At 71.8% G+C, this 13,523-nt stretch carries 9 protein-coding genes and 1 pseudogene; 2 read left to right on the top strand and 8 right to left on the bottom strand.

Annotation, left to right across the window (positions count from 1 at the left end; all coding sequences use genetic code 11):
• Positions 1-65 precede the first annotated feature (65 nt).
• The gene (locus AB0O07_RS33415; RefSeq protein ID WP_365640560.1) at positions 66-1,094 is read left to right on the top strand and encodes an ABC transporter substrate-binding protein; all 1,029 of its coding nucleotides are present in this window, start codon (positions 66-68) and stop codon (positions 1,092-1,094) included.
• Between the two features lie 261 nt (positions 1,095-1,355).
• Here the strand turns inward: AB0O07_RS33415 and AB0O07_RS33410 are convergent, their stop codons facing one another.
• The 8 genes from AB0O07_RS33410 to AB0O07_RS33375 form a co-directional block, all read right to left on the bottom strand.
• On the bottom strand, positions 1,356-1,733 hold the full coding sequence (locus AB0O07_RS33410) for a toxin Doc (protein WP_365640559.1): 378 nt from the start codon (positions 1,731-1,733) through the stop codon (positions 1,356-1,358).
• Entirely contained in the window at positions 1,733-1,972 is a 240-nt protein-coding gene (locus AB0O07_RS33405) for a hypothetical protein (RefSeq protein WP_365640557.1), read from the bottom strand. The genes AB0O07_RS33410 and AB0O07_RS33405 overlap by 1 nt, the downstream gene beginning before the upstream one ends.
• An 87-nt stretch (positions 1,973-2,059) precedes the next feature.
• Entirely contained in the window at positions 2,060-2,998 is a 939-nt protein-coding gene (locus tag AB0O07_RS33400) for a carbohydrate ABC transporter permease (RefSeq protein WP_365640555.1), read from the bottom strand.
• Positions 2,995-3,966 carry a sugar ABC transporter permease gene (locus tag AB0O07_RS33395; protein ID WP_365640552.1) on the bottom strand — a complete coding sequence of 324 codons (972 nt, stop codon included), beginning with the start codon at positions 3,964-3,966 and terminating at the stop codon, positions 2,995-2,997. Before AB0O07_RS33395 ends, AB0O07_RS33400 begins: the two co-directional genes overlap by 4 nt.
• A 3-nt stretch (positions 3,967-3,969) precedes the next feature.
• Entirely contained in the window at positions 3,970-5,316 is a 1,347-nt protein-coding gene (locus tag AB0O07_RS33390) for an extracellular solute-binding protein (protein WP_365640551.1), read from the bottom strand.
• Positions 5,317-5,592: 276 nt separating this feature from the next.
• Positions 5,593-6,657, bottom strand: coding sequence for a LacI family DNA-binding transcriptional regulator (locus AB0O07_RS33385; protein WP_365640550.1), 1,065 nt, complete (start codon positions 6,655-6,657; stop codon positions 5,593-5,595).
• A 36-nt stretch (positions 6,658-6,693) separates the two neighbouring features.
• Positions 6,694-8,910, bottom strand: a complete 2,217-nt coding sequence (locus AB0O07_RS33380; protein WP_365640548.1) for a glycoside hydrolase family 36 protein — start codon at positions 8,908-8,910, stop codon at positions 6,694-6,696.
• Positions 8,907-9,914: a hydroxyacid dehydrogenase gene (locus AB0O07_RS33375; RefSeq protein ID WP_365640546.1), complete on the bottom strand. Its 1,008-nt coding sequence runs from the start codon at positions 9,912-9,914 to the stop codon at positions 8,907-8,909. Before AB0O07_RS33375 ends, AB0O07_RS33380 begins: the two co-directional genes overlap by 4 nt.
• A 273-nt stretch (positions 9,915-10,187) precedes the next feature.
• Here AB0O07_RS33375 and AB0O07_RS33370 point away from each other — a divergent pair.
• Positions 10,188-13,312 (top strand): annotated as a pseudogene (locus AB0O07_RS33370) (glycoside hydrolase family 2 TIM barrel-domain containing protein).
• The last annotated feature ends 211 nt before the right edge of the window (positions 13,313-13,523 follow it).

Below are 13,523 nucleotides of genomic sequence, written 5' to 3'. Positions count from 1 at the left end.
GCTCCGCCCTCTCCTTTCCTCCCTCCGAGCCACCCCCCGCTTCTTCTCACAAGGACGTGACGACCATGCGCAGCAAGTTCAGAATTCCGGCGGCGGTCCTCTCCGGGGTGCTCGCCCTGGCCACCCTCACCGGCTGTGGCGGCGACTCCGGCTCCGGGGCCTCCGGCGGCCAGGTGAAGATCATGGTGGGCGGCCTGGACAAGGTCATCTATCTGCCCGCGATGCTCACCCAGAAGCTCGGGTACTTCAAGGAGGAGGGTCTCGACGTCCAGCTCCTCACCGAGCCCGCGGGGGTGCAGGCCACCACGTCGCTGGTCTCCGGCGATGTCCAGGGCGTGGTGGGGTTCTACGACCACACGCTCGACCTCCAGGTCAAGGGCAAGCAGGTGGAGTCGGTGGTCCAGTTCTCGCACGCCCCCGGTGAGGTGGAGGTCGTCTCCAACAAGGCGGCGGCCGAGCTGACCTCGCCCAAGAACTTCAAGGGCAAGAAGCTCGGGGTGACCGGGCTGGGCTCGTCCACGGACTTCCTGACGAAGTACCTCGGCGTCAACGCGGGCGTCTCCACCAAGGAGTTCTCGACGGTGGCGGTCGGTGCCGGGCAGACCTTCATCTCGGCGCTGGAGCAGGGCTCCATCGAGGGCGGGATGACGACCGACCCGACGGTGGCGCAGATCCTCGACAAGAAGATCGGCAAGGTCCTCATCGACATGCGGACCCCCGAGGGCTCCCAGCAGGCGCTCGGCGGACCGTACCCCTCCTCCAGCCTGTACATGAACACCGAGTGGGTGAACGGGCACAAGGAGACGGTGCAGAAGCTGGCCAACGCCTTTGTGAAGACGCTGCGCTGGATGGACTCCCACACCCCCGAGGAGATCGCGGCGAAGATGCCCGCGGACTACGCGCAGGGCGGCAAGGAGCTCTACGCGGAGTCGATCAAGAGCACGCTGCCGATGTTCACGACGGACGGGGTGATGCCGGCCGGCGGGCCCGAGACGGTCGAGCGGGTGCTGAAGGCGTTCAACCCGAATCTGAAGAACGCCGATGTCGACCTGGAGAAGACCTACACCTCGGAGTTCGTCAAGAAAGTGAAGTGACCGCACCGCCCGCGCACGGGCCCGGCTCCCTCGGAGCCGGGCCCGGCCGTGTGCCGGGAGCCGAAACTCGCTTTCGCCCGGGCGTGCGGGCGCGGTGTACTCGTTCCCGGCAGCGCTTCGGGCCGTCCCGGATCGGGGGGCGGGATGGCCGTCCGCTGCCCGCGCGGCCGGTGGACCGTCACGGGTCCGCCGCCGCGCCCCTCGGGCCTGTTGTTTGGATCCTGCCGGGCTCGCGGGGTCCTGCGGCGTTCTCCGGAGGCGTCAGATCCGCCAGCCGCGGATCCGGTCCGCTGCCTGGTAGACGTCGGTCTTGCCGGACTGGATGGCGCGGACCAGGTCGACGAGCGCCCCGTACGGCGGGTCGATGCCCTCCCCCGAGGCGTGCATGTACGCGGCGGCCACCTGGCAGGCGAAGAGGCTGTTGCGGTACGGCAGCGGCTCCAGCCTGATCAGGGTGTGGATGAGCGAAGCGGCGCGCCAGGAGACGTCGGGTTCGCTGGTGGCGGGGCGCGGGATGCGCGTCTTGTGCCGGGCGACGGCGGCGACCAGCGCCGAGTAGTCCGCCACCGACACGTCCTCGGGGACGGCCTGTTCCTGGACGTCCAGGAGCCAGGCGACGTCGACGTAGAGGACCGGCATCAGGCCGCTTCCGCCGGGCGCCGGCCGGGCGCGGGCGGCACCTCGCCGGCGAACGCCTCGTCGAACTCGCCCCGGTGCTGCTCGCCCCAGGTGACGGCGTAGCGGAGGAACTGGAGCCGCTGCTGCTCGCGCAGCGGCAGGTCGTGGACGTACTGCTTGAGCGACTTGCCCTCGGCCGCCGCGGCGGCCCGGACGGCTTCGAGTTCGTCGTCGGTGAAGCTGATGTTGAGTGACGGCATGGGCCTACGGTACCTAACAGGTACCAGCCGGGGAAAGCGGGCCCCCGCCCGGCGGACCGGGGCACGGTCCGCCGGGGCCCGGCCGGGTCACTTGAGGCTGCCGAGGGTGACGCCGGAGCGCCAGTAGCGCTGCATCGAGATCATCAGGACGACCATGGGGACCAGCGAGACGATGGAGCCGACCACGACGAGCCCGGTGAGGTCCACGGAGCTGTCGACCTTCACCTTCAGCCAGGAGTAGAGGCCCAGCATGACGGTCCACTTCTCGCTGCTGCGCAGGAAGACAAGGGGGCCGAAGAAGCTGTTCCAGGAGCCCACGAAGCCGAGCAGGAAGATGGTGGCGGCCCCGGTGGACATCAGCCGGGCGCCGATCCGGAAGAAGATCCGGTACTCGCCGGCGCCGTCGAGCCGGGCCGCCTCCAGGAGTTCGGGCGGGACCGCGCCCTCCGCGTACACCTTGGCGAGATAGACGGAGAAGGCGTTGAAGAAGCCGGGCACGATGATGGCCCACGGGGTGTCGATCATCCGCAGGTCCGTGTAGAGCAGGAAGGACGGGATGGTCAGCAGGGCGCCGGGGACGAGGAAGGAGCCGATGATGCACCCCATCAGCACGGAGCGGCCCCGGAACTCGTAGAGGGCGAGGCCGTAGCCGCAGGCGACGCAGATGACGGTCATGCCGGTGGTGCCCGCGAAGCCGTAGAAGAGGGTGTTCCCCATCCACCTGAGGAAGATGCCGTCCTGGTAGGTGAAGAGGGTGCGGACGTTCTCCCAGAGGTGGAACTCCGAGAACCAGAGTCCGTTGGTGGTGTAGAGGTCGCGCTGGCTCTTGGTGGCGGCGACGAGCAGCCACCACACCGGGGCGAGCGAGTAGAGGGTGAAGAGCGCGAGCCCGGTGAGGACGAGCGCCTTGGTCCTGGCGGTGTGCCGGACGACTCCGCCGCGCCCGCGTGGCCGCACCGGTCCCGTGGGGCCGGGGGTCTCCGGGTCCGCCGGCCCCGCCGGGGGCCGCTGAGCTGTGGTGGTCATGAGGTGGGCGCCTTGTTCGTGAGCCGGTAGAAGACCGCGGAGGCGGCGCCGACGACCAGCGCGAGGAGGAGGGAGAGCGCCGCCGCGTAGTTGAAGTCGCCCTGGGCGAAGGCCCAGTCGTAGATCGCCATGATCGGGGTGAAGTCCCGGGTCACGGTCTCGGGGGTCATGGAGCGGAAGAGCATCGGGTCGCTGAAGATCTGGAGGGTGCCGATGATGCTCAGGACGGTGGTCAGCACCAGGGAGCGGCGGACCAGCGGCACTTTGATGGACCAGGCCGTGCGCCATTCGGAGGCTCCGTCGACCCGGGCGCTGTCGAAGAGTTCGCGCGGTACGGACTGGAGGGAGGCGTAGAGGATCAGCATGTTGAAGCCGATCGCGCTCCAGGCGATGAGGTTGCCGATGGAGACCCAGATCATCGATCCGCTGTAGAAGTCCGCGTCGATGCCGAGCAGGGCGAAGAACGGGGTGAGCGGGCCGACGACCGGGCTGTAGAGGTAGACCCAGATCAGGGTGGCGACGATGCCCGGGATCATGTACGGGATGAGGAGCAGGACCCGGAAGCGTCCCGCGACCCGGGTGGCGGCGGCGTCGAGGAGGAGGGCGAGCCCGAGGCTGGTGAGCTGGATCAGCGGGATGCTGATGGCGGCGAAGAGCGCCACCCGCCCCATGGCGCCCCAGAACTTGGCGTCCGCCAGGCCGCGCAGGAAGTTGTCGGCGCCGGAGAACTCGATGGTCTTGGGGCCGAAGCCGAGCCCCGACCCCTGCTCGGTGTAGAGGCTCTCCTTGAGGGCGATCACCACGGGGACCACGGTGAAGAGCAGGAACCCGAGGAAGAAGGGGAAGCTGAAGGAGGCGCCCTTGAGGGCCATGGCGCGCCGCCAGGTGAGGCGGGCGGCGCGCGGTGCCGGTGGGTGCGGCGAGGCCGGTGTGGCGGCTCCTGGCGGGGCGGGTGTCTCGACAGCCATGGGTCACCCCTCGACGTTGATGTTCTTCGACTTCAGGTCGTCGACGGTGAACTTCTGCAGATGGGTGAGGGCCTGGCGGACGGTGATCTTCTTGGTGACGATCTTCGCCCACTGGTCCTGGAGTTCGCTGAAGACCCCGCTGTAGTTGGGGCCGACGGTCCAGGTGTCCTTGGCGCCCTTGACGGCCTTCAGGATGACGGGGCGGGCCTCGGACTTGCGGGGGCCGAAGAGCTTCTCGGGGACGACGGAGTCGACCCACGGGGAGGGGTCCTGGACGGCGCCGGGCCAGACGTACTGCTTGGTGTCGCTCTGGTAGCCGGCGTCGATGCCCTCCTTGGTGGTGGCCATCCACACGCCGGCCTCCACCGCCTCCTTCGGGTGTGCGCACCCCTTGGGGACGAGCAGGGCGGTGCCGTGGGCGGGGGCGGTGAACTCGGCGGCGTCCGGGAACTGCGGGAGGTCGACGGGTTCCCAGTCGCCCAGTGACTTCTTGTAGTTCAGTTCGTAATTGCCGAGCTGCCAGGCCTGGGTGGGCAGGGAGACCATCTTCCCCGAGTCGAAGTAGTTGATCAGCGCGGGGCGGTCCATATAGGTCTGGTTGGCGACCAGGCCGTTGTCGACCAACTGCTGGACGACCTCGCCCGCCTTGAGGGACTCGGGCGAGAGGAAGTCGACCTTCCAGGTGTCCCCGTCGGCCCGGTACCAGCTCCCGCCCGCCTGCTGGACGAGGTTGACCAGGGTGGACGGGTCCTCCCCGGCCAGGTTCATCACATACACGCCGTGCTTCTTCAGCTCCTTGCCGGCGGTGATCACCTCGTCCCAGGTCTTCGGCACGGCGACGCCGTAGGTGTCGTAGACCTTCCGGTTGACGACCATGAACGACGGCTGGTAGCCGATCGGGACGCTGTAGTAGCGCCCGCCGGCCTGCGCGGAGGGCAGCGAGGCCTCGTTGTAGACGCCCTTGCCGCCCTTGCCGCCCTCGCCGACGTACGGCTTCATCTCGTCGGTGACGTCCTGGAGCAGCCCCTCCCCCGCCAGGCCCGGGACCTCGCCGAAGTTCTTCACCAGGCAGGGGACGCCCTTGCCGGAGGCCACCACGTTGCGGAGGTTGGCGGCGGTGCCGGGGTTGTCGGCCTGCTTGACGACCTTGATCCTGATGTCGTCGTGGGTCGCGTTGAACTTGTCCGCGACGGGCTGGACGAGCTTGGCCTCGTCCCAGCTCCAGTACTCGACGGTGACCGGCCCCTTGGCGGCGGCGTCGTCCCCGCCGCCACCGCCCCCGCAGCCGGCGAGTACGACGGAGAGCACCACGGCGGTCGCGGCGGTCACAGTGACGTTGGTGCGAGGCATGACGCCCCTCCTCGGGAGGTTCGGGCAGGGCAGGAGGAAGCCGACTTCCTGAGTGGCTGCGCGGCGCGATAGAAATCGGTCTCTACGGAAGCTAGGCGCAGGGCCCACGTTGGGCAAGATGTCGGGCACGAAAAACTTTCGTCACCCGCCGATTACCCCGGTTCACGGGCTCCATCGGGGCTGGACAGAGCTCCGCCCACGGTTAGAGATCGGTTTCTAACCGTGGGCGGTTGACGGGGTGTCGGCGGGCGCTCGGCCGGTAGGTGCCGAGGGGGCTCAGGGCGTGCGGCGCGCCGTGGATCCGCGGACGACGATATGGGTGCCGAGCATCTGGTGCTGGGCGTCGGGGAGTTCGTTCCGGTGCAGGGCGAGCCGTACGGCGGTGCGGCCCAGCTCCTCGTGCGGAATGCTGACGGTGGTCAGCGCGGGGTGCAGGTCGATGGCGACCGGGATGTCGTCGTACCCCGTCACGGAGACGTCCTCCGGGACCCGTACGCCGCCCTCGCGCAGCGCCTGGAGCACCCCGGCGGCCACCATGTCGGTGGCGGCGAAGACGGCGTCGAACGCGGCGCCGGAGGCGAGGAGTTCCCGGGTGGCGCGGTAGCCGAAGGAGCGGGTGAACTCCCCGTCCGCGATCAGCGCCGGATCGGCCTCGTACCCCAGGCTCTCGTGGGCACGGAGGAACCCGTCGACCCGCTGGCCGCTGGTGGAGAGCCCGGGGACCCGGCCGAGGAAGGCGATCCTGCGGTGTCCCAGGGTGAGCAGATGGGTGGTCATGGCGAAGGCGCCGTTCTCGTTGTCGTACTCGACGACGGTGGCGGGCACCCCCTCGCCGAGCGGTGGCCGGCCGACCAGCACCAGCCGGGAGCCCGCCCGGTCGAGGGCGCCCGCGAAGTGCGCCATGCGCTCCTGGTACTCGCGGTCCTCCCAGGCGCCGCCGACCACGATGACCGCGTCGGCGCGCTGCTCCCGCATCATCTCCACGACGGCGAGCACCCGCTGCGGGTCGCCGTGGGTGGTGCAGAGCATGCACAACCGCCCCTCGGCGGAGGCCTGTTCCTCGACCCCCCGGGCGACATGGGCGTAGAAGGGCCCGGTGACGTCGTCCACCACGAACGCCACCGTCTTGTTGGTGGAGCCGCCGAGCGCCCGCGCGTGCGCGTTGACGACATAGTCCAGCTCGCGCATGGCGCGGAGCACCCGGCTCCGGGTGGCGGCGGCCACCGGGTAGGTGCCGCCGAGCACCCGGGAGACCGTCGAGGCGGAGACACCGGCGCGCTTGGCGACATCCCTGACCGTCGAGGCCTCTTTACCGGTCGAACCCGGCGTGTTCTTCTCCACGTGTACTGTCCCCTCGGCCCGCCGCCTGCGTTGCGCTCACGATAGTGGAGCGGTGGTACGGCGGAGTCTCAGCAGCCGGGCGGAGGGCGCCCCGGGCAGCTCGACCCTGAGCCGTCCGCGCGCCCGGTCGAGGCGGGCGGCGCCGGGCACGGTGCGCGGGTGGAGCGGGGAGACGGAGCTGGTGCCTGGCGGTACGGGCAGCTCGCACACCGGGTCGCCGCCCCGGCGCCAGACGGCGAGCAGGGTCTCCGTACCCGTGTCGAGGGCGAGGGCGAGCCAGTCGTCGCGCCAGCCGGGGAGCCCGAGCGGCCAGGAGGGCACGGCGTCCGCCAGGGTGTGGCGGTACGTGCGGTAGGCGGCCAGCGCGTCGGTGACCAGGGCGAGTTGGTCCGGGGCCAGCAGGTCGAGCCGACCGCTGAGATGGACCCGGCCCAGCAGTGCGGAGACCAGGGTGAAGACGATCTCCTCGTCGCTCTGCCCGGGGTGCGGGCAGGCCCAGACGGCGCCCTGTTCCGGGGGTACGGCGGCGGGCGCTGCGGCGGCGATCGGCGGGATGAGCAGGGCGTCCTGCTGGTCGGTGAGCGACTGGACGGGGACATGGGCGAGGGTGGCGTGGTCGGTGCGCATCCCGCCGGCCGCGCACCCCTCCAGGACGAGCCCGGGGTGGCGGTCGTGGACGGTGTCGAGCCAGCGGAGGTAGGCGCGGTTGTGGGCGAGCAGGCCGTGTCCCGGGCCGCCGTCGGGGTGGTCGGTGCCGGCTCCGATGTCGATGTTGTGGTCGAGCTTCAGATAGCCGAGGCCGAACTCGGCGACCAGCCGGTCCACGGTGGTGTCGAGGTGGGCGAGGGCGGCGGGGTGGGTCAGGTCGAGGTGGTGCCGGCCCCACTCGGTGAGCCGCACCCCGTCGCGGCGGAAGAACGCCTCGTCGGGCAGCGAGGACGCCAACGGGGAGCGGGCGCCGACGACTTCGGGCTCCAGCCAGAGCCCGGGGACCATCCCGGCCGCCCGGATGGCGTCGGTGACCTCGGCGAGGCCACCGGGGAAGCGGGAGGGGGCGGGCCGCCAGGCGCCCACCGTGTCCCACCACCCCGGCACTCCCCCGGGGCCGTCGCCGGCGCGTTCGTCGTCGTACCACCCGGCGTCGACACAGAAGTACTCGCAGCCGGCGGTGGCGGCGGCCCGGATCAGGGGGAGCAGCCGCTCGGTGGTGGGGTCGCCCATCAGGCAGTTCATGAAGTCGTTGAAGACGACCGGGAGCGCGGCGTGGTCGGGGTGCGGGCGCCGGGTGGCGCGGCGGTGGCGGGTGAGATGGCCGAGCGCGGTGTCCCGGTCGGGCGCGAGGGCCACGGTGACCGGCACGGTGGTGAAGCTCTCGCCGGGGGCGAGCCTGCGCGACCAGGTGTGTTCCCGGCGGGCGGGTCCGGAGAGCAGCAGATAGATCTCGTCGAACCGGTCGGCGATCTCGGTGTGCCAGGAGCCGTTGTGTTCGGTCTGCCAGGCCAGCACGGCGGAGGGGCCCGCGAGCCACCCCATGGGGAGGTGTTCGGAGGAGGGCCACGCGCCGGTGGAGGTGCGGGTGATCCGGTTCTTGGTGCCGGTCTGGCCGTACCGGGTCATCCCGGTGTCGACCAGCCCGGCGGCGCCGAGCGGGGTGCCGCTCCAGCGGTGTTCGGCGCTCCACGGGTTGGCGGCGGTCCAGAGGGACACATCACGCTCCCACTGCCCGGGGCCGGGGGCGCCGAGCAGTGCGGAGACCCCGGAGAGCACGAAGGAGGAGACACTTTCCAGCTCCAACGGAGCGTGTCCCGCGGTCACTTCGGTCCAGGCGGTGAGGACGGGGGCGCCGTCGGCGAGCCGGAGATACGTGGCGGCGCGGAGGTCGGTGACCGGGTCGTGGGTCCGTACGGTGAGCAGGCCGCCGTCGGTGGTGTGGCCGGTGTGGCGCAGCCGCCGGGAGACGGAGCCGTCGACATGGCGCTTCCCGGAGGTGCCGGTGCGGCCCTCCCCGGCCACCTCGATCTCGACCAGGGGCAGGGCGGCGGGGCCGGGGGCGGCGGGGCCGGGCGTGGTGGAGAGGGCGAGGCGTGGGGGGCCGTCCGCTGAGGCGGTCAGGCGCAGGGTGAGGGGGCCGCTGGAGCGGACGAGGTCGAGCGGCTCGTACGGTGTCGGTGTGTCCGGCGGTGTGCCTGTCGGTGTGTTCGCCGGCGTGTCCGCTGTTGCGTTCTCCGCCGCGACATCCGCTCGTCCGGTCATGCGGCACGCTCCAGCTCCGCGCGGTGCACCTGGTGAGAGAGGGGGACGCCGCTCAGCAGCCGCTCCACTTCGTCGATGACACAGAGGCCCAGGCGGTGGAGTTCGTTCCCCTGCGAGCCGGCGATATGCGGGGTGACGAAGGCGTTGGGCAGGTCGAGGAGGGGGGAGTCGGGTGGCAGGGGTTCGGGGTCCGTGACGTCGAGGACCGCGCTGAGCCGGCCGGCGCGCAGCTCCTGGACGAGCGCCGGGGTGTCGACCAGGCTGCCGCGCGCGGTGTTGATGAGGACGGAGCCGGTCGCCATCAGGGCGAGTTCGCGGCGGCCGAGGAGATGCCAGGTCTCGGCGGTGGCGGGCGCGTGGACGCTGACGATGTCGCTGGTACGGAGCAGTTCGTCCAGGGGCAGCAGGGCGACCCCGAGCCGCGCGGCCTCGGCGCTGTCGACATACGGGTCGGCGAGCGCCACCCGGAAGTCGAAGGGGCGCAGCAGTTCGATGACCCGGCGGCCGATCCGGGAGGCGCCCACGATGCCGATCCGGCGGCCGAAGTTCCCGATGCCGGGGATGACCTCGGCGAGGGTGAAGGTACGGTCCGCCCGGTACCGCTCGCGGGCGGCGAGGAGCCCCTTGCCCGCGAGCATGATCATGCCGAGGGTGTACTCGGCGACGGGCAGGGCGTTGGCGTCGGCGGCCGAGGAGACGACCAGCCCCCGCTCCCAGCAGCCGGGGGTGATCAGACTCTTCACCGAGCCCGCCGAGTGCAGCACGGCGCGGAGCCCGGGAGCGGCGGCCAGCACACCGGTGTCGACGGCGGGGCTGCCCCAGCCGGTGATCAGGATCTCGGCGCGGGCGAGGGTGGGGGCCACCCTCGGATCCCGGAAGTCCTCGGCCACCAGGGCGGGGTCGATCTCCACCGAGGTACGGAGCCGGGCCAGGGCGTCGGGCGGGAAGAGCTTCGGCAGGTTCTCTGCACTCATGGCGAACAACGCCAGGGGACGCTCGGGCAAGGGAGGTGGCCTTCCGGCTGGGATCTGCGGATTCGGTATAGCAACCGATCTCTACGCTAAGCACCCGGGGTCGAGAGGGTCAATGGTGCGGTGGAGTGCGTACGCCGTACAGATGGGGGGTTACCGGTCAATCCACGACACCCCGAGGGTGACAGTCATAGAGACCGGTTTCGGAAACAGGGTGCCGGATCCGCTCCGTACCGGATCCCCGGGCATCCCCGAGGGGGGTTGCGCGGCGGCGGGGCGGGGACTGAGACTGATCACCGACGCCGCATAGAAAGCGCCTTCTGTCCGGACCGCGCATCACCTCGACCGCGCACCGCGTCGAACCGCGCACCACCCCGAAGGGACCACTCTCCGTGCCCAGCGACCGACTTGACCACGACTCCCTCGACTATGTCGAAAGCCGCGATCCGGGGCAGGGGCGGCTCGCCCCCCGGGCCCGCTACCGGTCGGATGCCCCCGCCCTCGACCTCGACGGCGACTGGCGCTTCCGCCTGGCGGCCGGTGCGCACGACCTGACCCCGGGGTTCGAGGCGCCCGACTTCGACGACGCGGGCGACGCGCGCGACACGGCCGAGGCGCCCGACGGCTCCGGCTCCGGCTCCGGCTGGGAGACCCTCGCCGTGCCGTCGAACTGGCAGATGCAGGGGGTCGCCGACGCGCCCCGCTTCGGCACCCCCGCGTACACCAACATCGTCTACCCCTTCCCCGTCGACCCGCCGCGCGTCCCGGACGCCAACCCGACCGGCGAGTACCGGCGGGAGTTCGCCCTCCCCGGGGAGTGGCCGGGCACCGGGCGCACGGTGGTGCGCTTCGAGGGGGTCGACTCGGCGTTCGCCGTCTTCCTCAACGGGGTCCGGCTCGGCGACGGCAAGGGCAGCCGGCTGCCCACCGAGTTCGACGCGACCGACGCCCTCCGTCCGGGCCGTAACGTGCTGGCCGTACGGGTCCACCAGTGGTCGGCGGGGAGCTACCTGGAGGACCAGGACATGTGGTGGCTCTCCGGGATCTTCCGCTCGGTGGCGCTGCTGCACCGCCCCGAGGACGGGGTCGGGGACCTCTTCGTCCATGCCGGGTACGACCAGGTGACCGGCGAGGGCACGCTGCGGGTGGAGGCCGACGCCCCCGGCCGGGTCACCGTGCCCGAACTCGGCCTGGACATCGCGGTCGGCGAGCGGGCGAGGGTCCCGGTCGAGCCGTGGACCGCCGAGACGCCCCGGCTCTACGACGCCGAGCTGACGACGGCGGGCGAGCGGGTCCGGCTCCGGATCGGCTTCCGTACGGTGACCGTCTCCGGCGGGCTGCTGCGGGTCAACGGCACGCCGCTGCTGCTGCGCGGGGTCAACCGGCACGAGTGGGATCCGGACACCGGCCGCACCCTCACCCCGGAGACGATGCGCGCGGACATCGAGCTGATGAAGCGCCACAACATCAACGCGGTGCGCACCAGCCACTATCCGCCCGACGGCCGCTTCCTCGACCTCTGCGACGAGCTGGGGATGTGGGTCGTCGACGAGTGCGACCTGGAGACCCACGGCTTCCATCTCAACGACTGGCGGAACAACCCGAGCGCCGATCCGGCGTGGCGCGAGGCGCTGCTCGACCGGATGCGGCGGATGGTCGAGCGGGACAAGAACCACGCCAGCGTCATCATGTGGTCGCTGGGGAACGAGTCGGGCACCGGGGAGAATCTGCGGGCCATGGCCGACTGGACGCACGAGCGCGACCCGGGCCGCCCGGTGCACTACGAGGGCGACTGGGACAGCGGGTACGTGGACGTCTACAGCCGGATGTACGCGGACCACGCGGAGACCGACCGGATCGGCCGGGGCGTGGAGGACCCGACGACAGACCCGGAGCTGGACGCGCACCGCCGTTCGCTCCCCTTCGTCCTCTGCGAGTACGGCCACGCGATGGGCAACGGGCCCGGCGGGCTCAGCGAGTACCAGCGCCTCTTCGAGCAGCACCCGCGGCTCCAGGGCGGGTTCATCTGGGAGTGGATCGACCACGGGGTGCGGCGGCGCACCCCGGACGGGCGGGAGTTCTTCGCGTACGGCGGGGACTTCGGCGAGGTGGTCCACGACGGCAACTTCGTGGCGGACGGGCTGGTCTTCCCGGACCGCACCCCCTCCCCCGGGCTGATCGAGTACAAGAAGGTCATCGAGCCGCTGGCGATCCGGGTGGACGCCGCCGCGCGCACCGTGTCGGTCCGCAACGGCCTGGACTTCGCCGACACCGGCCGGCTCCGCTTCCACTGGCGCCTCGCGGACGAGGGCGTCCCGGGCGCGGAGGGCGAGCTGGTGGTACCGGTGGTCGAGGCGGGCGGTTCGGCCGTGGTGAGCTGGCCGCGAGAGCTGGCCGAGGCGGCGGCGGGCGCGCCGGGCGGCGGGGAGCGGTGGCTGACCGTCAGCGCACGGCTGGCGAAGGACGAGCCGTGGGCCCCGGCGGGCCACGAGGTGGCGTGGGCGCAGGAGCCGCTGGCCCAGGCCCCGGCCCAGGCCCCGGCCGCGCCCGGCACCGTACGGACCGCCGGGGTACGGGTGGCGGACGGCCGGATCACTCTCGGGGACGGGGTGTTCGCGGCGCACACCGGGCGGCTGGTGCGGCTCGGCGCGGTGGAGGTGGCGGGGCCGAGGCTCGATGTGTGGCGCGCGCCCACCGACAACGACCTGCGGGGATGGCGCGGCAGCGACGCGGCGAAGTGGCGGGCGGCCGGTCTCGACCGGATGGAGCACAAGGTACTCGCCGTGGAGCCCGGGGACGGGACGCTGACGGTGACCACCCGGGTGGCGGCGGCGGGCGGCGACGCCGCGCTGTCGGCGGTCTACCGGTGGTCGGCCGCGCCGGGCGACGGCTCCGGGAGCGGCGCGGGCGGGCTGCGGCTGACGGTGGAGGTACGGCCGCTCGGCGCCTGGGACCTGACGCTGCCCCGGCTGGGGCTACGGGCCGGGCTGCCGGGCGCGCTCTCCTCCGTACGGTGGTTCGGCGCGGGTCCGCACGAGGCGTACCCGGACAGCAGGGCCGCCGCCCGGGTGGGCCGGTACGCCTCCGGTCTGGCCGGGCTCCAGACGCCGTATCTCTTCCCGCAGGAGAACGGCGGCCGGGCCGATGTGCGCTGGGTGACGCTGGCGCCGGAGGGCGGCGGGACCGGGGTGCGGGTGAGCGGGCCCGCCCCGTTCTCCTTCGCCGCCCGGCCCTGGTCGAGCGAGGCGCTGGACGCGGCGGCGCATCCGACCGACCTGGTGCCGGACGGTTCGGTCCATCTGACGGTTGACGCGGCGCGGCAGGGGGTCGGCAGCGCCTCGTGCGGCCCCGGTGTGCTCCCCGCGTACCGGCTCTTCGCGGAGCCGGCGGTCTTCACCCTCGACTGGGCGGCGGTCGAGGAGGCCCCGTAACGCCTCTGGCACTCGTGACGCCCGTAGCACCTGCGGATATACGGATACGGCGGTGGCCGGCGCCCTGGGAAGGGGCCGGCCACCGCCGTGGGGGGCGCGGGGGGGGGGGGGGGGGGGGGGGCGGGGGGGGTTACACGTTATAAACATTATGGGGAGCCAACCAGGGAAGAACATGTGCAGCACGAGCTCCGAGGAGAACGAAGTAAAGACG

It is taken from the genome of Streptomyces sp. NPDC093085 (genome assembly GCF_040683935.1).
GTDB lineage: Bacteria > Actinomycetota > Actinomycetes > Streptomycetales > Streptomycetaceae > Streptomyces.
The sequence above is the reverse complement of the archived record's forward strand: the minus strand, read 5'-3'. Positions and strand labels throughout refer to the sequence as shown.

Coding starts and splice junctions, on each gene's coding strand:
- AB0O07_RS33415 (WP_365640560.1), top strand. CDS start 66: ATGCGCAGCAAGTTCAGAATTCCGGCGGCGGTCCTCTCCGGGGTGCTC.
- AB0O07_RS33380 (WP_365640548.1), bottom strand. CDS start 8,910: ATGACCGGACGAGCGGATGTCGCGGCGGAGAACGCAACAGCGGACACG.
- AB0O07_RS33410 (WP_365640559.1), bottom strand. CDS start 1,733: ATGCCGGTCCTCTACGTCGACGTCGCCTGGCTCCTGGACGTCCAGGAA.
- AB0O07_RS33390 (WP_365640551.1), bottom strand. CDS start 5,316: ATGCCTCGCACCAACGTCACTGTGACCGCCGCGACCGCCGTGGTGCTC.
- AB0O07_RS33400 (WP_365640555.1), bottom strand. CDS start 2,998: ATGACCACCACAGCTCAGCGGCCCCCGGCGGGGCCGGCGGACCCGGAG.
- AB0O07_RS33395 (WP_365640552.1), bottom strand. CDS start 3,966: ATGGCTGTCGAGACACCCGCCCCGCCAGGAGCCGCCACACCGGCCTCG.
- AB0O07_RS33405 (WP_365640557.1), bottom strand. CDS start 1,972: ATGCCGTCACTCAACATCAGCTTCACCGACGACGAACTCGAAGCCGTC.